This window comes from Peribacillus sp. NPDC097895, from assembly GCF_050277555.1.
In the GTDB taxonomy this organism is placed as follows: domain Bacteria; phylum Bacillota; class Bacilli; order Bacillales; family DSM-1321; genus Peribacillus.
In genome coordinates this window covers 77,104-100,255 of the sequence record NZ_JBNNSH010000008.1, presented here as the reverse complement: position 1 = coordinate 100,255, position 23,152 = coordinate 77,104, and the positions used below count along the sequence as shown (strand labels likewise).

The following is a 23,152-nucleotide window of genomic DNA, read 5'->3' as shown; positions in this document are numbered from 1 at the left end:
GAACATTCCCCCATCTTAGCTTCCACACATAGCCACTCTACATTTTTTTATTCCAGCTTTTCATAGACTCCTCTCTCCATTTCTCTTCCTCTCATTGATTAATCCTATTCTGATAGCGGAAAGAAGAATAAATCTCAAACCATGATAGGCGAGAGCTTGGTCAATTATTAGTCAGAGGTATTCCATACTCATAAGCGAATGATAGATTTTTTTAATCAATTAAATAAATTTTTCTATCAAATAAGGTGTTGTCAAGTGCTTGTTTACAATGTTAGGATGAATTTCAATTACATTAAAACAACTAATTCTATTTGTTAACTAGGTATTAATGATTGGAGAGAAAGTCATATGAGTTTTAAGCTTGGAATATTAGATCAAAGCCCCATTTTTCCTGGGAATTCGGCAGTTGATGCACTTAAGCAAACCGTAAACCTAGCTCAAAAAGCTGAGGAATGGGGATATACCCGTTTTTGGGTATCGGAACATCATCATATGGAACAAGTTGCTGGCTCTTCACCGGAAGTATTAATTTCTTATTTATTATCGAAGACCACATCCATTCGTGTAGGTTCGGGAGGTGTCATGCTTCAGCACTACAGTCCTTATAAAGTCGCTGAAAATTTTCATGTTTTATCCACGCTTGCCCCGGGCAGGGTAGATCTTGGCATTGGTAAAGCACCAGGTGGATTTCCTTTATCAACAAAGGCATTACAATTTGGAACTGTAAATGATGGAAAGGATTTTGGGGAACGTGCATCCTTATTGCAGAAGATTATTGAAAATTCAATCAATGACGATCATTTGCTTTCTGGTATTCAAGCAACGCCGATACCGCCTGAAAAGCCCGAAACTTTTCTGCTGGGTGCAAGTTCAGACAGCGCTCAACTAGCCGCTAATCTAGGAATGGATTTTGTATTCGCCAGATTTATTAATAGTGATGATACCATGCTGTATGAAGCTTCCTCTGCTTACCGAAGCAAGTACCCAGAAGGTCGTTTTATCGTATCAGTAGCGGTTGTGGCAGCTCCTACCCAACAAAAAGCAGAGGAGCTGGCAAGCGAACACAAACTATTTAAAGTTCATCTTAAAAGTGGCCGGACGCTTACAGTTCAATCACGTGAGCAGGCTGAGTCATTTGAGAAGCAGGCTGGTGAAGCTTACGAAATAGAAGAGCAGACCCCAAGTGTTATTGCTGGGACTCCAGGATATGTTAACGGAATTTTAAAGGAACTTCAGGAAGTTTTTCAAGTGGATGAATTTATTTTGCATACACCGCTTCGAACAGAAACAGAACGGATCCAATCCTTTCAGTTGTTGAGTCCGCTTCTCTTAGGGGATGAGACTATCATATAGAAGGAAAAGAAATACCAGCAGATATGAAGCAGCTGATAAATATTTGTTATTCCAATATAAAAAGATAAGAAAGAGGAGTGAGAAACATTGAAGAAAATTAAATGGCTGTCCGTAACGATTTTAACAATAGCATTGCTGGTATTGGGAGCTTGTGGAAATGATGAGCAAACAGGATCGGAGAGTAAAGGAGACAAAGATGAGGTAGTGACTTTGAAAATTAGTGCAGCCTCGATCCCACATGCAGAAATTTTAGAGTTTATCGCACCGGATTTAGAAAAACAGGGCGTGAAACTGGATGTAGTGATTTCTACGGATGGTATTCAAACGAATCAACAAACCGCAAACAAAGAACTGGATGCAAATTTCTTTCAACATACCCCGTATTTAGAGCAAGTAAATAAAGATAGTGGTTTAAATTTGGTTAATGTGAAGGGCGTACATATTGAACCATTTGGTGTCTATTCAAAGAAAATTAAGTCTATTGGGGAATTGTCAGACGGAGCGAAAGTAGCTATCCCGAAAGATCCAGTAAACTTTTCACGTGCGTTACAGCTTTTTGCAGCAAATAATATCATTGAGCTGGATGGTTCCAAGTCAGGGGATTATACGATTGAGGACATTACAAAAAATGATAAAAAAATAGAATTCATTGCAGTCGATTCCCCACTTTTAGTTCACTCGCTTGACGATGTGGAAGCATCGGCCATTAACACAAACTATGCTCTGGAAGGAGGGTTAAAACCTCTAGAAGATGCACTGATAATTGAAGGAAAGGATTCACCATATGTAAACATTTTAGTGGCTCGTCCTGATAATAAGGACGATAAAGCGATCCAAAAGCTTGCGAATGCATTAACGACGGAAAAGGTCAAAGAGTTTATTTTAGATCAATATGAAGGAGCCGTCGTGCCAGCGTTTTAAGGGAAGGGAGTATTCTATACCAAGCTAGATAAAAAGAGGAGGTGGCCACTTTGATTGAATTTCGTCAGGTTTCAAAAGTATTTGATGATGGAGAGAAGAAAATCGAAGCGTTAAAGGAAATTAATATAACCGTTGAAAAAGGGGATATATTCGGGGTCATCGGTTTTAGTGGAGCCGGAAAAAGTACACTCATCCGAACTGTGAATCTGCTAGAATATCCTACTTTAGGTGAAGTGATTGTAGAAGGAAAAGATCTAACAAAGATGTCTGAAAAAGATTTGCGTGAAGCTAAGAAAAATATCGGCATGATTTTTCAGCATTTTAATTTACTTAATTCCAAAACAGTCTTTGATAATGTAGCGATGCCGTTATTGTTAAGTAAAAAAAAGAAAAAAGAGATTGAAGAACGAGTTTATGAGATTCTCCGCTTTGTTGGCCTAGAAAACAAAGCAATGAATTATCCAAATCAGCTATCAGGTGGACAAAAGCAGCGTGTCGGGATTGCCCGTGCATTGGCTACAAACCCCTCCATTTTATTATGTGATGAAGCAACATCAGCTTTGGATCCACAAACAACAAAATCAATCTTGAATTTACTGAAACGGATAAATGATGAATATAAAATTACCATTCTTATTATCACGCACGAAATGGAAGTGATTAAAGAAATTTGTAATCGGGTTGCAGTGATGGAGGATGGTAGCGTGATTGAATCAGGGAATGTGATCGATATCTTTGCCCGTCCACGAACAGAAACAACACGTAACTTCATTCGATCGGTTGTTCGCGATGAAGTGCCATCAAGTGTTTATGGATTGCTCAATGAGAATACCTATTTCAGCCGTATTTTTAAAATTGATTTTTTGGGATTGAGCTCTGGGCAGTCAATCGTTTCAAGAACAGCGAAGAGGTTTAATGTGGAAATAAACGTTCTGTTCGGCAATATTACTGAGTTACAAGGCATCCCATTTGGTAATTTAATTGTTGAAATAATAGGAAATGATGATGAAATTGATCGGGCATTACAGTTTATAAAGAATCAAAAGGTTGAAGTGAAGGAGGTTACGGAGGATGGAAGTAAGCAAAGAGCTCATTTTAAACGCCTTGTGGGAAACGCTGTACATGGTTAGTATTTCACTTTTTTTTGGAAGCATCATCGGAATTTTCTTAGGCATTTTATTGGTTGTAACAAGAAAAGGTCATATTTATGAAAATAGATTTATTTTTTCTATCGTGAATCCGATTGTAAACATTTTCAGGTCGATTCCGTTTATTATCTTGCTTGTGGCGATTATCCCATTTACAAGACTAATGGTTGGTACGTCGATTGGTACCACAGCAGCAATTGTACCACTCGTGCTTCATATTGGCCCTTATATCTCAAGACTAGTAGAGAATTCGCTATTGGAAGTGGATGAAGGCATTATTGAAGCCGCGAAAGCCATGGGAGCAACGCCGTTACAAATTATTTTCAGGTTTTTAATGCCTGAGGCTTTTGCGTCGTTAATTCTGAGTATAACAACTGCAACAATTGGTTTAGTGGGCGCTACAGCTATGGCAGGAGCTATAGGTGGCGGTGGACTTGGAGATGTAGCGATAACATATGGCTATCAACGCTTTAGCACCATTACGATATTCGTCACCGTTGTAATTCTAGTAATTGTAGTTCAGGGAGTTCAAAGTTTAGGAAATATGTGCGAACGAAAAATTAGAAGGGTATAGTAGCGGTATTGAACAGAGGGAGAGGGGAATGAATGATGAAAAAATGTATTTTACCTATATTGCTTATCTTGGGGGTGTTATTGACAGGTTGCACAAGTGATTCAACGAATGCAGGAGGGAAACAAACGAAAGTGAAGGTCGGGATTAGAAATTCTGAACTTCGAACATGGGAATTTATAAAGGAACAGGCTGAAAAAGAAGGGGTGGAAATTGAAATTGTTAATTTCTCATCGGCTTATGATCCGAATGCAGCGCTGGCAGAAGGGGATATTGATATCAACGCCTTTCAACATGTTGCCTATTTAGATTCATTTAATGCGAAAAACGATACAGACATCGTTCCAATTGGGACTACAATTATTGCTCCTCTTGGTTTGTATTCAAGTAAATATAAATCGGTGGAAGAGATTCCAAATGGTGCACAAATTGCTGTGCCCAATGACCAGGCTAACTGGGGGAGAGCTTTATTGTTATTACAAGAAGCTAAACTCTTAAAGGTTGTTGATGACTTTGACGGGAATGGTGGACAGGATAAAATAAAGGAAAATCCGAAGAAAATCAAAATTGTTCCTGTCGATGGTGCAAGTGCCCCACGTGTGATGGAAGATACAGCTGGTTCGGTGATTAATAATGGAGTTGCGGTAGAAGCGGGACTCACTTTAAAAGATGCTCTTGTGCATGAAAGTAGTACTGCAAAGCCATATATAAATATTATAGCGGCCAGGAGTGAAGATCAAGACAATGAAGTTTTCCGAAAACTAGTTGATCTCTATCAATCAGAGAAAACGGCTAAGTTTATTGAAGAGACCTATAATGGAAACTATATTCCAACATTCATTACCTTGAAAGAATTGAGCAGTTATAAGGAGATATATTCTAATAAATAAGGAGAGATTAGAATGGCTCAAGACAGACAGATGAAGTTAGCTGCTTATCTGATTGGAACAGGCATGCATGTTGCGTCGTGGAGGCATCCGGCATCAAATCCGAATGCAAGTATCGATGTAAAAGCTTTGCAAAGACTCTCAAAAATTGCGGAGAAAGGGAAATTTGATCTTGCCTTTGTGGCAGATAGTTTGGCCATTAATCATGAATCACATCCTCAAATACTTAATCGGTTTGATCCGATTGTACTTATTACAGCATTAGCTGCAGCGACAGAAAAAATTGGCATTGGGGCGACAGCTTCTACAACGTACAGTGAACCTTATGTACTCGCTCGCCAATTTGCTTCTGTTGACCATATAAGCGGCGGACGGGTGGGCTGGAATGTTGTTACGACAGCTGATGCGACCGGAGAAACGGCCTTGAATTTCAGTCGCGCTAAACATTGGGCGCACGATCATCGTTATGAACGAGCGGAGGAGTTCATCGACGTTGTCCAAGGATTATGGGATTCGTGGGAAGATGATGCGTTTGTGCATAACAAAGAAACGGGACATTTTTTTGATCCTGATAAAGTACATGAGCTTCGGCATAAAGGCAACTATTTTTCAGTTAAAGGTCCGTTGAATATTGCACGCTCAGCGCAGGGGCAGCCGGTTATTATTCAAGCGGGTGCGTCAATACCAGGGCAGCGATTAGCCGCTCGAACAGCCGAAGTCGTTTTCACTCATTGGGATAACATTGAAGAATCGAAACGATATTATCAAGAATTAAAATCGTCTTTAATGGATTTTGGAAGAAGCGGGGAAGAGCTCCACATCCTTCACGGAATTTCCCCGATTATCGGAGAAACCGAAGAAATAGCCATTCAAAAATACAATAAACTCCAAAGTCTCGTTGACCCTTATGAGAGTTTGAAATTCGTTTCTGGTTATATGGGCAACGTAGATTTTTCAAAATATTCTTTAGATACACCAGCGAAGGATGTTGATTTTCCATCAGTAAATAGCATACAAAGTAATTTTAATGAAATGAAGAAAATTATTGATGAAGAAGACATAAAAGTCGGTGAATTATATGCGAGATTTTTCAGTCCTGCCAGACGGGATAGATTTGTCGGTACACCAGCTCAAGTAGCCGATGAAATGGAGGTATGGTTTACTGAAAAAGCTTCAGATGGCTTTATGCTTCAATTTCCACTGTTACCAGGCGACTTAGAGGATTTCGTCGAGTTGGTGGTTCCAATTTTACAGGAGAGAGGTTTGTTCCGTTTGGACTACGAAGGAGACACTCTCCGTGATCATCTTGGATTAAAGAATCCAAAAAATCGCTTTGTTAACGAAGAAATAACAAATTAATGGGAATAAGGGATATCTCGCATTTTCATTAGAATCATTAAAGTCATATATAATGGGAGTACAAAGGAATGAGGGACATAGGAGAAATCCTAGTCCCTCAAATTCTTTTCTCCTGTCCATATACATGACTTTTTCTTGAGAGGAAATCTGAAAAAGTTGCTACTTTGGTTAACTTCAGCCTTTTCCGGCTTGGAAACCCGGATATTTGGTCATTCCGCCGTCAGCATATAACGTCATGCCCGTTACGTAGCTTGATTCACCTGAGGCTAGCCAAGCAGCACAAGCGGCAATCTGTTCCGGTTTACCGATATATCCCATTGGTATTAAGTCGATGACCTCTTGTTTAGCTTTTGGGTCATTGAACTTCTCGGCATTGATGGGTGTGTCGATCGCGCCGGGGGAAATGTTATTTATGCGTATCCCTTTAGGAGCATATTCAAGTGCAAGGGTTTCCGTCATCATCTTCACCCCGCCTTTACTTGCTGCATAGTGGACAAAATGAGGCCATGGAATCCGGTCATGAACGGAAGACATATTAATGATATTCCCTTTAATATCATGATCGAGCATATAACTGATCGCTTCCCTGCTTGCGAGGAACATACCCGTAAGATTTACATCGATTACTTTCTGCCAATCCTCAAGCGTCAACTTTTCGCTCGGCACTTCATTTTCAATGCCTGCATTGTTGATCATGATGTCGATGGTACCGAAAGTTTCGGCTGCAAATGATAGTAATTTCTTTATATCAGCTTCCTTAGAAACATCCCCTTGAATGGCTGCGGCTTTACCGCCGGAAGCTTCAATCGTTTTGATGATTTCCTCATGGTCGCCATTTTCGGTGTGATAATTCAATACTACATACGCTTTTTCTTTACCGAATCTCTCGGCCATGGCTTTTCCTAATCCTTTTGCCGCTCCGGTGATCACGACTACTTTTTTCTCTAAATCTTCATACATGATTATCGCTCCTTTAATTATTCTTTTGTAAAGCCGATCATGACCCCTCCAGAAATTACCAGTACACATCCGATGATGACGAAAGCCATTTGCTTCTTGGATTTTTTCTCCCCCAAAAGAAAGATGCCGCCTAAAGTGGAAATGACGATTCCCATTTGGGAAAATGAAAACGCGATGGCTACGCCAACTTTTGGATTAGCGAGCAGGAGGCCGATATTCCCGACTGCCCACATCATTCCGGTTAGAATATTTCTTCCAGCATACTTATTAAACGGTTTATGCTTGATGGAAAGCAGTAGGGCAGCAAGAAACATGCCGATTGCTTGCGGAAGGATCGCCGACCATCCGTCAACTTCATTCCATCTGACAACGATGACATATGTAACATAACCCGCTGTAGAAATGGCAAGATACAAAATCCCTTTCTTCATGCTTCCTTCTTTTTTGTTTTCACCGTCACCATAGCTTGTCAGCAAGACACCCGTAATCAAGCAGATGATTGCAGCTATGCCGATGATGATAGTAATTTTGTCATTCCATTCCCTGAAAATGATAACGGCAAAAAATGTATTTCCTAAAATTTGCAATCCGGTGGAGATTGGAACAGTTTTAGATACTCCTATTTCTTTGACGCTGTTAAACTGAAATAATTGGCCGAATGCCCACCCTATTCCGGATATGATGCCGACAATCCAGACTAGACTGCTCCATTCAGGGGGATTGACGAAAGACATCACAATGGCGAACAGTAATGATCCGACTGTAATGCCAAGTGTTTGATTATAAGAATTGCCTCCAAGTTTTTCGGAAACAAGCACTAAGCTGCCCCATGTCAATGCAGGGAGTAGCGCAAAAAGAAACCCTTCCACAAAATTCATCTCCTAAACTAGTAAAACAATGTTTTAATGAATATAAGATAGTTAGTTAGCAAGCTATTAATTGTATTTAAACTTTTCCCTTTATACGGGAAAGAAAACATGGATATAATTTACCAATATAAGTTCAATTCTCTGTCAGTTGATTTTTCAGAGTGTAAACAATGAAATAATAAGTGGTTTATGGTACTTTTAACTTAAAAATAGTTAGTTAGGAGCAATAATATGACGACACTGAATGCATGGTTTGAAAAGGGGATTCCCGCTGAAGAGTTTGTTTCTTCAATGAAGGTTCATAAAGAAAGCTTACAATCGATTCATGAGCGTTTTTCCATTTCTGCAGATGATCAGAGTTTTTTCGATGAATTAAAAGCGAAAGAACTTCGGGCCATTGTCATTACTGAAGACTGGTGCGGAGATGCGATGATGAATATACCTATTTTATTGAATATAACGGAAGCGACAAATATTGAAACTCGCATGATTTTACGAGATCAAAATCTTGAGTTGATCGATCAATACTTAACGAATGGAACAGCGCGTTCGATTCCCATTTTTATATTCATTGATAAGAATGGTGAAGAAAGAGCCGTTTGGGGACCTCGTGCACCAAAGGTACAAGCGTTTGTAATGGAATTGCGCTCAAATCTTCCAGCTAAGGATGACGAACGGTTTGAGGCAGAGCAGAAGGAAGTCTTTAAAAAGATAACAGAGGCATTTTCTGAAGATAAACAGCTATGGGACGAAGTATACGACAGCATCAAGGAAGCATTGGGAAAAATTTAAATATGGTCGTTCATGACTATTTTAGACTGTAGACAACCTCGATAATATATGGGGGTGTCTACAGTTTTTTTAGGTTTTATAAAATTTTATCGTTAATTTCCCCTCCAGGCAGTCGCTTTGACTCACGCTGCTGAATTCTGGAAATTACCTTGCTCATTTTTCCGAAACACCCATCATTTTTTTGAGAAAGATGTCCAGCCAGTAAAACACGTAGGAACATTCTGTTTTATTTGTGTTTAAATTTGCTTAATATATCTTCCTCGTTTTGTTAGTGGGACCTAATTATGGGAGTGATGTATAAAAGATTGAACGTAACATATGGTGTTTTACTTCCTCTTCAGGAGCAGATAAACAGCTCCATTTTTTATGGAAGTAAGGAGGTGTAATTGTAATAATCTAGGAAAAATATCTAAAAAGTGCTTCATTTTCACCTCATTTATTTCGATGATTAACACGGAAATTTTATGGTTAAAATCTACGCTGAAATTCAATGTTTTCAACGCATTATTGAAAGAGGTTCAAGGGGAAACTACAGTAATCTTAAATTTTTTTGTCCACACAATATGGACAACAATAAATTTATCTATTATTATGGTTGTTATAACTATTAATGTAATAGGGTTTACGTTACTTCCGTGTGTTTTTTTGGGAAGGACACCTGTATTTTCTTAATAAGAGAAAAATTCATAATTCTTAAATGCAACATTTAAGAATAGGGTAGATGACCAACCATCAATGAGGGGGTATATGAGATGTCTAGTGAAATATTAAATCGATTTTTGAAAGAAAATTTAGATGATTTAAAAGATAAAGGACTTTATAACGTTATAGATCCGGTAGAAGGTCCGAACGGTCCGATGATCACCATTGCAGGAAGAGAGCTAATTAATTTATCATCCAATAATTATTTAGGTTTAGCAACAGATCGCCGATTAATTGACGCATGCATAGAAGCAACGAAAACATATGGTGTCGGAGCCGGCGCCGTCCGTACGATTAACGGGACGTTAGATATACATGTCAAATTAGAAGAAAAGCTTGCCGAGTTTAAACATACAGAAGCAGCCATTGCTTATCAATCTGGATTTAACTGTAATATGGCAGCGATTTCAGGAGTGATGGACAAAAACGATGCCATCCTTTCAGATGAATTGAATCATGCTTCAATCATTGACGGATGCCGATTATCTAAAGCAAAAATCATTCCCTATATCCATTCCGACATGGATGATTTACGAACAAAAGCACTTAAAGCAAAAGAATCTGGATTGTATAACAAAATCATGATTATTACTGACGGAGTGTTCTCGATGGATGGGGATATTGCCAAGCTCCCTGAAATTGTGGATATTGCCGAAGAGTTGGATTTAATTACGTATGTTGATGATGCGCATGGATCTGGTGTACTAGGTAATGGTGCAGGAACGGTAAAACATTTTGGGTTATCGGATAGAGTGGATTTCCAAATTGGAACATTATCCAAAGCCATTGGTGTTGTAGGTGGCTATGTAGCAGGAAAGAAAGATTTAATTGATTGGCTAAAAGTGAGAAGCCGTCCATTTTTATTTTCAACGGCTGTCACACCGGGAGCAGTTGCATCCTGTATAGAAGCCATTGATATTTTGATGAATAGCTCAGATCTTCAAAATAAGCTGTGGGAAAACGGCGATTACTTGAAAAAAGGTCTAAAAGAATTAGGTTTTGATATAGGGGAGAGCGAGACACCGATTACCCCTTGCATTATAGGAGATGAAGCTAAAACACAGCAATTCAGTAAAAGGCTGATCGAAGAAGGTGTATATGCTAAATCCATCGTATTCCCTACAGTTCCGAAGGGAACAGGAAGGGTCAGGAATATGCCGACAGCTGCTCATACAAAAGAGATGCTGGATCGGGCAATAGACATTTATGAAAAAGTAGGAAAAGAGATGTCGATTATATAAAGGACTTCTTGCTGCAGAGTGTAAAAAAGGGAGGGATTTTTGATGAAAAAGGTCTTAGTAACGGGGGCTTTAGGTCAAATTGGTTCAGAACTGACGCTGAAAATGAGAGAGATATACGGCTTTGACAATATCATTGCAACAGATATTCGAAGAACGGAAAGCAATGTGGTTCAATCAGGTCCATTTGAGTTATTGGATGTTACCGATGAAAAAGCGATGTTTGACATTGCCAAAAAACATGGAGTGGATACGATTATTCATTTAGCTGCTTTATTGTCGGCAACAGCTGAAAAGAAGCCGCTTTTAGCTTGGAATTTAAACATGGGCGGATTGGTAAATGCTTTGGAAACGGCACGAGAACTTAATTGCCGCTTATTTACACCTAGCTCTATTGGTGCGTTTGGTCCAACGACTCCTAGAGATTGGACACCGCAAGACACCATTCAACGACCGAATACAATGTACGGAGTGAATAAAGTATCGGGAGAGTTATTATGTGATTATTACCATCATAAATTTGGCGTTGATACGAGAGGTCTTCGATTCCCAGGGCTGATCTCGTATGTTACACCTCCTGGCGGCGGAACAACCGATTATGCGGTCGAAATTTACTATGAAGCGATTAAAAATAAGAAATATACATCTTACATTGATAAGGGAACATATATGGATATGATGTATATGCCTGATGCTTTAGCTGCCATTACGACATTAATGGAGGCAGATGCTTCAAAGCTAAAACATCGGAATTCTTTCAATGTATCTGCCATGAGCTTTGCCCCAGAACAAATCGCAGCCGAGATTAAAAAACACATCCCAGATTTTGTCATGAGTTATGACGTCGATCCTGGAAGACAATCTATTGCTGACAGTTGGCCAAATAGCATAGATTCAACTTGTGCAAAAGAAGAATGGGGATTTAAGGCGGAATATGATTTGGAGAAAATGACGAAGGATATGTTGGTAAAACTTGGATTAAAGTCACTTTTAATTACTGCTTAATCAGCCTGAGCCGAATAAAAGGGTTGCAAGACTCTTTTATTCGGGTTATTTTATACAGGTCGTGATTTTTTTTAACCGGTTTAATGAACCACTTTTTAAACCAGTAAAAAGTAAGCGCTTTCCATTAACTTTATGTTCACATCTGGTATAACGTGAAAATTCATAAGAATCTTTCTAACTATCAGGAATGCTTAAACTAAAAGTGGAGAATGATTTTGAGGCCCATAAAGATGCCCGCTTGATCATTTCGATACCGAATGGAGAGAGTATTAGGATTTTGCAGCAAATATGACTTTTAGTAGAGTAGGGGGAAATGGAATGGCAAACAAAGATTTGAATAGGGACTTGAAGGGCCGTCATATTCAGATGATTGCTTTGGGCGGTACAATTGGTGTTGGTTTATTTATGGGTTCAGCCAGCACGATTAAATGGACAGGTCCATCTGTCATGTTGGCTTATGCAATATCAGGGATATTTATATTTTTGATTATGCGGGCAATGGGGGAAATGTTGTATTTGGAGCCAAGTACAGGTTCATTTGCTACATTTGGTTATAAGTATATTCATCCATTGGCAGGGTATATGACTGCTTGGAGCAACTGGTTCCAATGGGTTATTGTCGGGATGGCCGAAATCATTGCAGTTGGGACATACATGCAGTATTGGTTCCCTGATCTTCCTGCTTGGATCCCAGGTTTGATTGCAATGGTGATCCTTGGGGCAGCGAACCTGATTTCCGTTAAATCCTTTGGTGAAATTGAATTTTGGTTTGCGCTGGTTAAAATCGTAACGATTGTATTAATGATCGTCGCAGGAATTGGACTGATCTTCTTTGGATTTGGTAACGGCGGAGAAGCGTTAGGATTATCTAATCTTTGGGAACATGGTGGATGGTTTACAGGTGGATGGAAAGGATTCTTCTTTGCCCTTTCATTAGTTGTTGCAGCATATCAGGGTGTAGAACTGATCGGGATTACAGCTGGTGAAGCAAAGGATCCTCAAAACACGATAACTAAAGCGATTCAAAGTACCATTTGGCGTATCTTAATCTTTTATATTGGTGCAATTTTCATTATTGTAACCGTTTACCCTTGGGACCAACTAACTGCAATTGGCAGCCCATTTGTGGCAACCTTTGCGAAAGTTGGTATCACAGCAGCAGCTGGAATCATTAACTTTGTCGTAATCACAGCTGCAATGTCTGGCTGCAATAGTGGTATTTACAGTGCAGGACGCATGCTTTACACACTAGGAATGAATGGACAAGCGCCAAAATACTTTGCGAAAGTATCCAATAGTGGTGTCCCTTTATTCGGTACGTTCGGTGTGATAGTTGGGTTAGCAATTGGTGTAGTTTTAAGTTATGTTGCACCAGAAAATTTATTTGTGCATGTTTATAGTGCAAGTGTACTTCCTGGTATGATTCCATGGTTTGTCATTCTGATAAGTCAAATTCAATTCAGAAAAGTTAAAAAAGCTGAAATGGTCAATCATCCATTCAAAATGCCTTTTGCACCTGTAACAAACTACTTGACCATTGCTTTCTTGATAATGGTATTAGTCGGAATGTGGTTTAATGATGAAACACGCATTTCGTTAATTGTAGGAATTGGTTTTCTAAGTATCGTTGTCATTAGTTATTACGCTTTTGGAATGGGCAAGCGTGTACCAGTAGATGCTCCGACAATTGAAACAGAGCATAAAGTGGGTTAATCTATAACTTGCTTTGAATTCTTCTAAGTGAGACAGTTGTTTATTTTAGATTACTAATCTTTAAGGAAATAGTAGGGTGCTTTACGTTAAAACGAGGGTTGCTGCGGCAGCCCTTTTTCTATTGGAGCTAGATTTGTGGCGGTGCGGATCACATTTATAAAAATCTTGTAGATCCTCTCACTATTATCTCAATTGGAAGGTTAGTGTTTACTGGATCTGTTGTTTCTAATTCAATCATATCAATGATTGTTTGAGCTGAAATGGCCCCTTTATTAAATACATCTTGCCGTATTGTCGTTAAACTGGGTAATGAATAACGACTAATTACAAGGTCATCAAATCCAACGATAGAATAATCTTTGGGAACTTCTTTTCCATGTTCGTGCAATCCCTTAATAATGCCAACCGGCAAAATAGTTTTTAGCCATAATAAATTCCCCTCCAGGTAGTAGTGTATCATCCACGACTGTCTGTGTTTTTTTACACTGTCTATCTTAAGGGGATAATATTACTTCTCAGTCCTTTTAAAATTGGGAGTAGGTATGGTTTTACACATTGTACAGGTGTCGTTTTCGTAACTTTAAATTCCAAGTACAATGCCGTTTAGAATTATTAAATGAGAAACATCGCAACGATTGTAGTGACTGCTAAACCAATGGTTACCGGCAGCAGATTCCGGCGCGCAAGTTCGAATGGGCTGACATTACATATGGCAGCGGCTGGGATGAGGGCCCATGGAATCAAGGTACCTCCGCCAACCCAAATCGCAGTTATTTGCCCAAGTGCAGTCAAGGTAGCGGTTCCGCTTCCGATTGCCGTTCCAAAAAGTTTGGCAACCGAACCTGCTAAAGAAATCCCTGAAAATCCCGACCCATCAAGGCCAGTGATGGCACCGATGCCCGTTAATGTGACAGCGGCAATTTCCTTTGTCAAAGGAACCGAGGCCGCTAAGGCGGCGCCGAGGTCATTGACAATGCCGAGGGACGTTTTGGGTAAATAGTCACCGATGATTTGGGTGAATCCAGAATCTCCTAAATAGAAGAATGCGGCAATTGGAATGACGGGTCCGAATACTTTGAAGCCAAATTGAAATCCCTGAATTAAATAGGCCGTGGATTTTTCAAGTCCCTGTTGTTTATGTGCGACGAGGGATAAAATGAGCAAGATGAAAACGGCTGTTCCGCCAACCAACGCCGTTGCATCTCCGCCTTGCAACTTCAAAATCGACAAGGCCACAACATCCAATAGAAATGCGATCGGAATGAAGACTGCAAAAAACTTCTTTTGTGCCAGTGTGAGCAGATCTTCCCTGATTGTTTGATCTTGGCTTATTCCAACGTAATCAACAGCTTTGATTTTTCCAAGTTTCATATCTCGCTTTAAAAGGATAAAGGCAGAGGTGGTGGTGACGACCCCCATTACAATGACAAGGGGAATGCTCGCAGCAATGACATCACCGACTGGTATCGAAGCTGCATCCGCCGTGAGTTTAGGAGCAGCTTGAATGATGAAATCCCCTGATAATGCTATTCCGTGGCCAAAAAGGTTCATTGCCATCGCCACGCCTAACGCAGGTAAACCAGCCCGTAATGCAAAGGGAAGCAGAACCGCCCCAAGTAAGGCAACCGCTGGTGATGGCCAGAAAAACCAGGATATGATCATCATGACAATCCCGATTATCCAAAAGGCAAGTGTAGGATTTTTAATGAATTTGGCAAATGGCGCGATCATGACATCATTAATGCCAGACTTCGTTAAAACCGTACTCATGGCGACTATGATTGAAATGATTAATATCGTGGACATTAATTCCGTGATGGCGAAGATGAAGCTGTTGAATATCCCGCTTATGGATGAGGCAAAACTGCCAGTAGCAACTAAAGCCAAAAGGAAAATGCCAATTATGCAAATGAGGGTCGTATCACGACGTTTTACCATAAACCCGATTATCAATACAATAAATACAACATAAATCCAATGGAGTGCCGTTAATTCCATCTCCATAATCCGTCCCCCTCATAAATATGCCTAGTTACAGATTATGAGGGAGGTACGTGGTGGTGAGTTGTTTCATAAATTTAATGCTTATCTTCTTTATTTTCAACTGCACTTCAAGTATCCTTAATTGAATAGCCACTACTGTAAATGAGGGATAAGTCGTGAAGCAAGTATATAGTGATATCATACAATTTCGGGGTACACATTATGAGTTCGGATACATGCAAGGTGAGGCATTAAAAGATTCACTAACCGTAAAAAATCGTGAAGATCAATGGAAGATTAGACAGCCACGGTTTACGATTGAAGAAGAAGAGGTCAAGAAAGCGATTACACAATTTGCTCCTGGGGTTTGGGAAGAATTACTGGGGTTGCAAGAAGCGTTGAAATGGCCAATTGAACGCGTGCTGCAAGAGTTTGGAGGGTACCGATTGGATTATGTTCGGTCTGGATGCTCCATCATGACAGGGGATGATTATCTCATTCGCAATTATGATTACCATCCAAAGACATATGAAGGGCGCTATGTCTTATTCCAGCCAACCGATCAAGGGTATTCAAGCATTGGACCTAGTCAGCGAGGGACTGGACGGATGGATGGCATGAATGAAAAAGGATTAGTGATCGGATATAACTTCATGAATCGAAAGAATCCGGGAGATGGATTCATTTGCTGCATGATTGGCAGACTGATTGTTGAATCTTGTGCAAATGTGGAGGAAGCGGTTTCGATGTTGAAGGAAATCCCACATCGTCATTCATTCACGTACGTCGTTTATGATAAAAGTGGCGGAACTTATATTGTGGAAACCTCTCCGAGAAATGTAGAGGTGCGCAAGGCCAATGCATGTACCAATCACTTTGAAATCATGAAAAATGAAAATCGTAATCATCTTATAGATTCGAAACGCAGATTGGAAATCATACAAGAACATGAAGGAAAACTTTCATCTGCCTACGATGCTTATAGATTGTTTAATGACACCAACCAAGGTGTCTTTTCAGATTTATATAGCAGCTGGGCTGGAACGATTCATACCTCCGCTTATTTACCTAAGGAGATGAAAGCTTGGATTGCTTTGGGGGGGAACCAGGAACCCACATCCATTGATTTTGCGAAATGGCTTGAAGGGGAAGATATTGAATTAGATCGAATCAGAGGTGTAATTGATACGGATATTCCTTTTGTGCATATGGATGAGGGAGCGAATTGGTTCCGGAGTTGAGCGTATTATGAAATGCCCTTTTTTAGGGGTTATAATTGATTGGTAATACATAAGGCATATGAATTTGCAAAATGAAAACATTTGGAGAGCAAGGAATCAGTCGGTGAAAGTGAAGGCTAGCTATTACAACTTTTAAGTTTAGATAAATACTCGGGCCCAATCCTTGGATTGGGCTTTTGCCGTTTTCATTTCAGGCAATCGAATCCTGGGTACTATTTAGTAGTGGATATTCCAGTAATATAATATGATAGAGTAGCAGATTTTGGATGAGTAACGAGTCTGTTTGTGTGCCGTTTTGGAATGTAATCGTACTTGTACAATGAATAAGGGGATGAGCGAATGTATTCTACTGTTCTTGGATGGTTTAGGTTTATTACAATAATTGAGGGAATCTCATATGTTTTATTGCTGGGTATTGGTATGCCTATTAAGTACATATTGGATATTGGGGAAGCGACACTCATTTTAGGCAGCATTCATGGTTTTCTATTTGTCGTATTCGTCCTGTTACTTCTTTACGTAAGCATTCAATCAAAATGGTCCTTTTTAAAAATGTCCATGATCTTCATCGTTTCTTTCATTCCATTTGGAAATTTTGTAATCGATCGAAAGCTATTGAAGCATAATTAAATGATAAAGAGACATGCTCTTTGACGTCTTCTATATTGAAGACGTTTAGACGGAAGATAAACTCAATAATAATTGATTTTGTCTTCCGTTTTTGTTTGAGTGTTTGTAAATTTCGAACGTAGGATTTCCACTTCAGGTACTCAGGGCGCGGTCCCCCTCGGTGCCTTTGCGCCTGGGTTCGCCCTTGGACGCGTATTCCCGCAGGAGTCTCGTACCTTCGTTTCAATCAACTTTAGAAATTTAGATAGAACCCCTTTTGTCTACAAACTGACGTCTTCTATTCAATAGAAGGCGTTTTTTTTATGAATGTAAGCTTGCTGTAAGGTTGGTATAAACATGCTGTAAGGATGAGCTTTTATAGTATAAGTATCAACAAAAATGATGAGGTGAAACAAATGGAGCCATTATTGAAAGTAGAAAATATCAAAAAGACATATGGCAAATCAAATGCTGCCTATACAGCGTTGGAAAATATATCTTTTGACATACATGAAGGAGAGTTTGTGGGGGTCATGGGACCCTCTGGAGCGGGGAAATCGACTTTGCTCAATATGTTAGCAACAATTGACTCACCGACAGCAGGGAAGATTTATATGAGAGATACGAGTATTCACGATATGAATGGTGCTGATTTAACGGATTTCAGACGTGACAATCTTGGTTTCATCTTCCAAGATTACAATTTGCTCGATTCATTGACGGTGAAGGAAAATATATTGTTGCCACTGGCGATTGCAAAAGTTCCAGTGAAAGAAATCAATAGCCTAGTGAATCGTATTGCTAAAGTATTTGGTATTGAAGATTTACTAGCAAAATATCCATACCAAATCTCCGGTGGCCAAAAGCAAAGAACAGCCGCAGCAAGAGCGCTTGTGACAGAGCCTGCATTAATACTTGCTGATGAACCAACAGGTGCACTTGATTCAAAATCAGCGACAAACCTACTGGAAAGCTTAAGTGAATTAAATGAAAATAATCATTCAACCATCATGTTGGTGACGCATGATGCATACGCAGCGAGCTTCTGCCGTCGTATTATTTTCATAAAGGATGGTACTCTTTCAACCGAAATTTACCGTCGTGATCAAACACGTAAAGCTTTCTTCCAAGAGATTTTGGATGTTCTTGCGACAATTGGAGGTGAGGTAGATGACGCTATTTAGTTTAGCGAGAAAGAATATCGCACGAAACCTCACTCAATATTTTTTATACATCGCATCCATGGTCTTTAGCATCATCATCTACTTCACATTCGTGACATTAAAATATAGCGGTACGATTGCAGAAAAAACGGCTTCATCACAAAAGTTAGATTCACTAATGAGTGGTGCGGCAGTCATACTCATATTCTTCGTTGCCGTATTTATTGCCTATTCGAATTCATTCTTTATGAAAAAACGTAAAAAAGAAGTGGCCTTATATGCATTGCTTGGCGTACGAAATCGTCAAATTGGTTTTATGCTCTTCTTTGAAAACTTACTATTAGGTTTGGTTTCATTAGTAGTAGGGATCATACTTGGGTTCCTTTGTTCAAAAGGTTTCATGACGATTTTGATTTATTTAATGGGCTATGATGTCATCGCACCATTTACATTTTCGGGATCCGCAGCTTTGAACACGGCAATCGTATTTCTACTTATTTTTTTAGTGACATCATTCCAGGGCTATCGTTTAATTTATCAATTTAAATTAATTGATCTTTTCCACGCGTCGAAAAAAGGGGAAGCGGCACCGAAGTCATCCATGATTGTAGCCATTCTTGGAGTTTTACTAATTATCATGGGCTATTGGTTGGCGATGCAAGATCTTTTTACTTCTAAAGTGTGGGGAAAACTCGGCTTTTTAATGACAGCACTCATTATTTTGGCGACAGTTATTGTTGGTACATTTTTATTGTTCCACAGTGTAACAGGGTTTGTGTTAGCCATGATTAAGAAAAATGAAAAATGGCTGTGGAAAGGTCTTCATTTAATGACGATTTCGCAACTGCTATATCGTATAAGGGGCAATGCACGTACATTGACCGTGATTGCGGTGTTAAGTGCTACAACGGTAACAGCTGGCGGTGCGGTTTATGGTCTTTATTACAATACAAATGATCAAGTCATGACAGCCGATCCGAATACCTTCATGTATCAGCAAACGGATGCAAATGGCGAACAACAAGTCAGCGCTGTGCTGCCAGATACAAAGTACGATGAGTATATTGAAGCACGATCTGTCACATTCAATACGAAAGAATTAAACGCGGCATCAGTATTCGATAGCTCGGATAAAAGAATTTATACGGTTATCAGCGAAAAAACATATAACAAATTAGCAGCAGTACAAGACAAGGAATTACTGCATGTGAACGCTGACAATGCAGTCATTTTAGACATTGGATATGACAAAAGATTCTCACCTAAATACAAGGACAAGACCATCACGACAGAAAATGGCACGGCAATCACATTCCAAAGCTTTAAAACACAAACCGTTTTAAATGCCGGCACGGCAGGTATTGCAGTAGTGGTATCAAATGATCAATTTATAGCATTTCAAAAAGAAGGGGAAGCACTTAAATATCGTGTCATCGGTGTGGACAAAGCTTCTACGGATTTATCTGAAGAAATTGCAAAACAAATACCTGAAGAGGCGCTATTTTCTAGTGCCCCTCGAGATTTGCAAACAAGTATGGAAAGCGTAGGCTCATTGCTCTTTATCGGAAGCTTCCTTGGTTTGGTTTTCTTAGCTGCGACAGGCAGTATCATTTACTTTAAGGTTTTAACGGAAGCAGAGGAAGATAAATCACAATACAATATGCTTCATAAAATGGGTGTCAGCGCAAAAGAAATGCGGAAATCCATTGCATCACAAGTATTCATCATCTTCTTCGTGCCACTTGCAGCAGGGTTATTTCACAGTGCTGTTGCGTTGAAAGCCTTCTCTGGCATATTGATGATGGACCTGGCAAAACCTGTGTTGATCTGGATGATTGCTTATACGGTTATCTATGGTCTGTATTATCTTTTAACGGTAGCATCTTACAATCGTATAATCACACAAAACAATAAAACAGAAGGATGATCGAGATGAAAAAATTTCTAATGGTATTAGGTATTTTGTTTTTACTTGGAGCAGTAGGAGTCTTTGCGCTAAGTAAAATTGACTTCAACCGCATGAATGCGAGCAATTATTATTTGCAAATTACAGAGGATGGTGTACAACATGAAACCAAACTGGATGATGGTTCAGTGATGAACTCCTATTCCTATAAACTGGACGCCACAAATGCTGATGGAGAAACATTACCACTTGAATTCACGGCACAAAAGAATCTTCGGAAAGATGCCTACTTGAAAATGTACGTGAAAAATGGCGATGAAGTATCTTCATATGATGAAGTGAAATTTGAGGAAATACCAGAGAAGGCACAAGAAAAATTAAAATAAGAAAGCAGGGCTGTCCCCAATAAATTAGTTGGGAACAGCCCTTTTCTCTACCTGTTAAGAAATAATCAGCTCATAATAGTATAGTAATGGTAGTTCCTTTATTTTCAACGCTGGTCAAATCAAGTTTCCCATTATGGGCCGAAATAATATCTCTTGCAATAGCCATTCCTAAACCAGTCCCATGTGCACTGGCTGTATTCGTACCTCGATAGTAACGCTCAAAAACCTGTTCGATGTCTTTTGAGGGAATCCCGCGGCCATTATCGACAATGGTAATTTGGGTATGAAACTCTGAGGCTTTGGAAATGTTGCATGGCGGTTGCTCTTGTAAACATAGCGGATAAATACGATCAATTTGTATTTTTACAACGACATTATCATCGTTATGCACAAGTGCATTGTATATAAAGTTAAGGATTGCCCGTTTCAGTAATTTTTTATCCACTTTATGTGTTGCTTTATCCACATTTGCCTCAAATTCAACCTTTCGATCACCAAATTGTGCATCATTTAAAAGCTCAATCGTCATTTCGCGTATGAAGCCAACGATATCCACTTCTTCAAACTGCAAAGGAAGTCGTTGATGGCGCAAACGCATCGTTAAATTGAGGTCTTCTAGCAAATCCTTCATATAAATGGACTGTCTATGAATAATGGATGTATACTCATACATTTCTTGCGGTGTTAAATCTGCGGCATTATCTTTCATCCATTCTGTATATCCATGGATGGAAGCAAGCGGTGTTTTCATGTCATGCGAAACATTGCTAATCCATTCCTCGCGTGTTTGGTCGAGAAGATCACGTTCTTTCTCATACTGATCTAACTTTGCCGATAGTTCATTCATATTGTGAAATACATCTTCATAAACGCCTTTTGGTATATTCATCTTCTTAAAACGTCTTTCCCGCAGCTGCTGAATTCCTTCTATTAATAGGTTAAGTGGACTGGTTAACCTTTTCCCAAATAAAAATCCAATGACTAATGCAATAATAATATCCACGATTAAAAATAGTAAAAGTAAGATGTTAAAGTTTTTAAAAACCTTTGCATAATCATAGGTCAGTACATAACGACCTATTTTCTGTTCCTTAACGCCTAGAAAATAGCTGAATTCTTGGGCTTCGCCGACAAAAACAGTCGTCTCTGCATCAATTTCTTTATACTTATACATTTGCACAATCTCAATAGGGGAATACACGGTTTGCAAATTATCAGGCGTATAAAAGGCTGCCACTTGCTCACCCTTAGTATTCAAAAATTGTATCCAGGCCTTATTTTTTCGTAGTTTTTCCAGTCCTTCTTCATTTACCATCGGTTTATTATCTTGCAGTTCTACATATTGTGAAAATGTTCGGCTGAAGTTTTCTGCAGATACTTCATCTGTCCCAAAATTATGCATGGCCCGATAAAAGAGTAAGCTGAGGAGTAAAATTGAATTTACAATCCCTACGATTACAACAATTGTCACAACGGATCCTAAAAAGCGCCGTGTCAATTTCCACTTCATCTTGTTTCACCCTTGGTTAGTAATTTATAACCAAGCCCTTTAACCGTAATTAAAAAAGAAGGCTTTGAAGGATCTGCCTCGATTTTTTCGCGTAAACGGCGAATATGTACCATCACTGTATTATCAGAGCCAAAGAAATCATCGCCCCACACATGTTGGAACAAAGTCTCCTTGCTCAAAATCTGATTCGGGTGATGCATAAAGCAGCTCATCAGTCCAATTTCTTTAGCGGTGAGCTCAATCGATTCTCCATCCTTTTTCACTTCTGTTTCATTTGCACTAAGCTCAAAAGGGCCCACTTGCAAATTTTTCGGAGCCGCTTTTTCCTCTGAAAAGCCAGCGCGTCTTAGTTGTGCCTTTACTCGATAAGCCACTTCTTTCGGACTGAATGGTTTGGTAATATAATCATCGCCGCCTATCGCCAACCCTAAAAGCTTGTCAATTTCCTCATCCTTTGCAGACAAAAATAAAATGGGCACATTCGACACTTCACGAATTTGCTTGCATAAATCATAGCCTTCGCCATCAGGCAGCATAATATCTAGCAAGACAAGTGCAGGATTAATCTCCTGAAATCTTGCCCAACCATCCGCAATCGTCCCAGCCTTTACAACATTTGCAATGCCTTCCTTATGTAAAACGGTCTCCATGAGACGCGCCAAATCTTCTTCATCGTCAATAATTAAAATCCACTGATCATTCGCCATTTCTTTACCCCCCAAACACCCATTTTACCCTACAGTATAGTGTACCCCATAGCAAAAAATAAGGGGAGGGGACAGCTATCTTTGGAATAAGTAGTGTCTTAGGGAGAAAGAAGATCGTGCTTCTACTGA

General features: G+C 39.5%; 21 protein-coding genes. 15 read left to right on the top strand and 6 right to left on the bottom strand.

Going from position 1 to position 23,152, the window contains the following annotated elements; translation table 11 throughout:
• Positions 1 to 348 precede the first annotated feature (348 nt).
• The 6 genes from ACQKMH_RS25100 (at position 349) to ACQKMH_RS25075 (ending at position 6,239) form a co-directional block, all read left to right on the top strand.
• Positions 349 to 1,353: an LLM class flavin-dependent oxidoreductase gene (locus tag ACQKMH_RS25100; protein ID WP_427590057.1), complete on the top strand. Its 1,005-nt coding sequence runs from the start codon at positions 349 to 351 to the stop codon at positions 1,351 to 1,353.
• 87 nt (positions 1,354 to 1,440) lie between these two features.
• A complete protein-coding gene (locus tag ACQKMH_RS25095; protein WP_427590056.1) occupies positions 1,441 to 2,274 on the top strand; it encodes a MetQ/NlpA family ABC transporter substrate-binding protein in 834 nt (277 codons plus the stop codon).
• 50 nt (positions 2,275 to 2,324) lie between these two features.
• Positions 2,325 to 3,404, top strand: a complete 1,080-nt coding sequence (locus ACQKMH_RS25090) for a methionine ABC transporter ATP-binding protein (protein ID WP_427590055.1) — start codon at positions 2,325 to 2,327, stop codon at positions 3,402 to 3,404.
• Complete coding sequence (locus ACQKMH_RS25085; RefSeq protein ID WP_427590054.1) at positions 3,346 to 3,996, top strand: methionine ABC transporter permease; 651 nt, start codon at positions 3,346 to 3,348, stop codon at positions 3,994 to 3,996. Before ACQKMH_RS25090 ends, ACQKMH_RS25085 begins: the two co-directional genes overlap by 59 nt.
• Positions 3,997 to 4,031: 35 nt before the next feature.
• Positions 4,032 to 4,883, top strand: a complete 852-nt coding sequence (locus ACQKMH_RS25080; RefSeq protein WP_427590139.1) for a MetQ/NlpA family ABC transporter substrate-binding protein — start codon at positions 4,032 to 4,034, stop codon at positions 4,881 to 4,883.
• A 12-nt stretch (positions 4,884 to 4,895) separates the two neighbouring features.
• Positions 4,896 to 6,239, top strand: a complete 1,344-nt coding sequence (locus tag ACQKMH_RS25075) for an LLM class flavin-dependent oxidoreductase (protein ID WP_427590053.1) — start codon at positions 4,896 to 4,898, stop codon at positions 6,237 to 6,239.
• A 174-nt stretch (positions 6,240 to 6,413) separates the two neighbouring features.
• Here the strand turns inward: ACQKMH_RS25075 and ACQKMH_RS25070 are convergent, their stop codons facing one another.
• Both ACQKMH_RS25070 and ACQKMH_RS25065 read right to left on the bottom strand, forming a co-directional pair.
• Positions 6,414 to 7,199, bottom strand: a complete 786-nt coding sequence (locus ACQKMH_RS25070) for a glucose-1-dehydrogenase (RefSeq protein ID WP_427590052.1) — start codon at positions 7,197 to 7,199, stop codon at positions 6,414 to 6,416.
• Between the two features lie 17 nt (positions 7,200 to 7,216).
• Positions 7,217 to 8,077, bottom strand: coding sequence for a GRP family sugar transporter (locus tag ACQKMH_RS25065; protein ID WP_427590051.1), 861 nt, complete (start codon positions 8,075 to 8,077; stop codon positions 7,217 to 7,219).
• A 222-nt stretch (positions 8,078 to 8,299) separates the two neighbouring features.
• Here ACQKMH_RS25065 and ACQKMH_RS25060 point away from each other — a divergent pair, with 222 nt between their 5' ends.
• The 4 genes from ACQKMH_RS25060 (at position 8,300) to ACQKMH_RS25045 (ending at position 13,518) form a co-directional block, all read left to right on the top strand.
• Positions 8,300 to 8,860: a thioredoxin family protein gene (locus ACQKMH_RS25060; RefSeq protein ID WP_427590050.1), complete on the top strand. Its 561-nt coding sequence runs from the start codon at positions 8,300 to 8,302 to the stop codon at positions 8,858 to 8,860.
• A gap of 752 nt (positions 8,861 to 9,612) precedes the next feature.
• Entirely contained in the window at positions 9,613 to 10,803 is a 1,191-nt protein-coding gene (locus tag ACQKMH_RS25055) for a glycine C-acetyltransferase (protein ID WP_427590049.1), read from the top strand.
• Positions 10,804 to 10,845: 42 nt separating this feature from the next.
• On the top strand, positions 10,846 to 11,805 hold the full coding sequence (locus tag ACQKMH_RS25050; RefSeq protein WP_427590048.1) for an L-threonine 3-dehydrogenase: 960 nt from the start codon (positions 10,846 to 10,848) through the stop codon (positions 11,803 to 11,805).
• Positions 11,806 to 12,123: 318 nt separating this feature from the next.
• A complete protein-coding gene (locus ACQKMH_RS25045; RefSeq protein ID WP_427590047.1) occupies positions 12,124 to 13,518 on the top strand; it encodes an amino acid permease in 1,395 nt (464 codons plus the stop codon).
• A 154-nt stretch (positions 13,519 to 13,672) separates the two neighbouring features.
• Here ACQKMH_RS25045 and ACQKMH_RS25040 read toward each other — a convergent pair whose 3' ends face one another.
• The gene (locus ACQKMH_RS25040) at positions 13,673 to 13,978 is read right to left on the bottom strand and encodes a substrate-binding domain-containing protein (protein WP_427590046.1); all 306 of its coding nucleotides are present in this window, start codon (positions 13,976 to 13,978) and stop codon (positions 13,673 to 13,675) included.
• Positions 13,979 to 14,130: 152 nt separating this feature from the next.
• Complete coding sequence (locus ACQKMH_RS25035; protein WP_427590045.1) at positions 14,131 to 15,522, bottom strand: hypothetical protein; 1,392 nt, start codon at positions 15,520 to 15,522, stop codon at positions 14,131 to 14,133.
• A gap of 155 nt (positions 15,523 to 15,677) precedes the next feature.
• Between ACQKMH_RS25035 and ACQKMH_RS25030 the strand changes: the two genes are divergently transcribed.
• The 5 genes from ACQKMH_RS25030 to ACQKMH_RS25010 all read left to right on the top strand — a co-directional run bounded on the left by ACQKMH_RS25030 (position 15,678) and on the right by ACQKMH_RS25010 (position 20,806).
• Positions 15,678 to 16,742: a C45 family autoproteolytic acyltransferase/hydolase gene (locus ACQKMH_RS25030; RefSeq protein ID WP_427590044.1), complete on the top strand. Its 1,065-nt coding sequence runs from the start codon at positions 15,678 to 15,680 to the stop codon at positions 16,740 to 16,742.
• A gap of 339 nt (positions 16,743 to 17,081) precedes the next feature.
• Positions 17,082 to 17,372 carry a DUF3817 domain-containing protein gene (locus ACQKMH_RS25025; protein ID WP_427590043.1) on the top strand — a complete coding sequence of 97 codons (291 nt, stop codon included), beginning with the start codon at positions 17,082 to 17,084 and terminating at the stop codon, positions 17,370 to 17,372.
• A 395-nt stretch (positions 17,373 to 17,767) separates the two neighbouring features.
• On the top strand, positions 17,768 to 18,535 hold the full coding sequence (locus tag ACQKMH_RS25020) for an ABC transporter ATP-binding protein (RefSeq protein WP_427590042.1): 768 nt from the start codon (positions 17,768 to 17,770) through the stop codon (positions 18,533 to 18,535).
• Positions 18,522 to 20,441, top strand: coding sequence for an ABC transporter permease (locus ACQKMH_RS25015; protein ID WP_427590040.1), 1,920 nt, complete (start codon positions 18,522 to 18,524; stop codon positions 20,439 to 20,441). The genes ACQKMH_RS25020 and ACQKMH_RS25015 overlap by 14 nt, the downstream gene beginning before the upstream one ends.
• A 5-nt stretch (positions 20,442 to 20,446) precedes the next feature.
• The gene (locus ACQKMH_RS25010) at positions 20,447 to 20,806 is read left to right on the top strand and encodes a YxeA family protein (RefSeq protein WP_427590039.1); all 360 of its coding nucleotides are present in this window, start codon (positions 20,447 to 20,449) and stop codon (positions 20,804 to 20,806) included.
• 70 nt (positions 20,807 to 20,876) lie between these two features.
• On the opposite strand, the gene ACQKMH_RS25005 is transcribed toward ACQKMH_RS25010, so the two are convergent.
• The gene (locus ACQKMH_RS25005) at positions 20,877 to 22,316 is read right to left on the bottom strand and encodes a sensor histidine kinase (protein ID WP_427590038.1); all 1,440 of its coding nucleotides are present in this window, start codon (positions 22,314 to 22,316) and stop codon (positions 20,877 to 20,879) included.
• On the bottom strand, positions 22,313 to 23,023 hold the full coding sequence (locus ACQKMH_RS25000; RefSeq protein WP_427590037.1) for a response regulator transcription factor: 711 nt from the start codon (positions 23,021 to 23,023) through the stop codon (positions 22,313 to 22,315). The genes ACQKMH_RS25005 and ACQKMH_RS25000 overlap by 4 nt, the downstream gene beginning before the upstream one ends.
• Positions 23,024 to 23,152 lie beyond the last annotated feature (129 nt).

What these genes read in the sequence shown, in the direction of transcription:
- ACQKMH_RS25100 (WP_427590057.1), top strand. Translation starts at nt 349, where the DNA reads ATGAGTTTTAAGCTTGGAATATTAGATCAAAGCCCCATTTTTCCTGGG.
- ACQKMH_RS25085 (WP_427590054.1), top strand. Translation starts at nt 3,346, where the DNA reads ATGGAAGTAAGCAAAGAGCTCATTTTAAACGCCTTGTGGGAAACGCTG.
- ACQKMH_RS25080 (WP_427590139.1), top strand. Translation starts at nt 4,032, where the DNA reads ATGAAAAAATGTATTTTACCTATATTGCTTATCTTGGGGGTGTTATTG.
- ACQKMH_RS25075 (WP_427590053.1), top strand. Translation starts at nt 4,896, where the DNA reads ATGGCTCAAGACAGACAGATGAAGTTAGCTGCTTATCTGATTGGAACA.
- ACQKMH_RS25070 (WP_427590052.1), bottom strand. Translation starts at nt 7,199, where the DNA reads ATGTATGAAGATTTAGAGAAAAAAGTAGTCGTGATCACCGGAGCGGCA.
- ACQKMH_RS25065 (WP_427590051.1), bottom strand. Translation starts at nt 8,077, where the DNA reads ATGAATTTTGTGGAAGGGTTTCTTTTTGCGCTACTCCCTGCATTGACA.
- ACQKMH_RS25060 (WP_427590050.1), top strand. Translation starts at nt 8,300, where the DNA reads ATGACGACACTGAATGCATGGTTTGAAAAGGGGATTCCCGCTGAAGAG.
- ACQKMH_RS25055 (WP_427590049.1), top strand. Translation starts at nt 9,613, where the DNA reads ATGTCTAGTGAAATATTAAATCGATTTTTGAAAGAAAATTTAGATGAT.
- ACQKMH_RS25050 (WP_427590048.1), top strand. Translation starts at nt 10,846, where the DNA reads ATGAAAAAGGTCTTAGTAACGGGGGCTTTAGGTCAAATTGGTTCAGAA.
- ACQKMH_RS25045 (WP_427590047.1), top strand. Translation starts at nt 12,124, where the DNA reads ATGGCAAACAAAGATTTGAATAGGGACTTGAAGGGCCGTCATATTCAG.
- ACQKMH_RS25040 (WP_427590046.1), bottom strand. Translation starts at nt 13,978, where the DNA reads ATGATACACTACTACCTGGAGGGGAATTTATTATGGCTAAAAACTATT.
- ACQKMH_RS25035 (WP_427590045.1), bottom strand. Translation starts at nt 15,522, where the DNA reads ATGGAGATGGAATTAACGGCACTCCATTGGATTTATGTTGTATTTATT.
- ACQKMH_RS25025 (WP_427590043.1), top strand. Translation starts at nt 17,082, where the DNA reads ATGTATTCTACTGTTCTTGGATGGTTTAGGTTTATTACAATAATTGAG.
- ACQKMH_RS25020 (WP_427590042.1), top strand. Translation starts at nt 17,768, where the DNA reads ATGGAGCCATTATTGAAAGTAGAAAATATCAAAAAGACATATGGCAAA.
- ACQKMH_RS25015 (WP_427590040.1), top strand. Translation starts at nt 18,522, where the DNA reads ATGACGCTATTTAGTTTAGCGAGAAAGAATATCGCACGAAACCTCACT.
- ACQKMH_RS25010 (WP_427590039.1), top strand. Translation starts at nt 20,447, where the DNA reads ATGAAAAAATTTCTAATGGTATTAGGTATTTTGTTTTTACTTGGAGCA.
- ACQKMH_RS25005 (WP_427590038.1), bottom strand. Translation starts at nt 22,316, where the DNA reads ATGAAGTGGAAATTGACACGGCGCTTTTTAGGATCCGTTGTGACAATT.
- ACQKMH_RS25000 (WP_427590037.1), bottom strand. Translation starts at nt 23,023, where the DNA reads ATGGCGAATGATCAGTGGATTTTAATTATTGACGATGAAGAAGATTTG.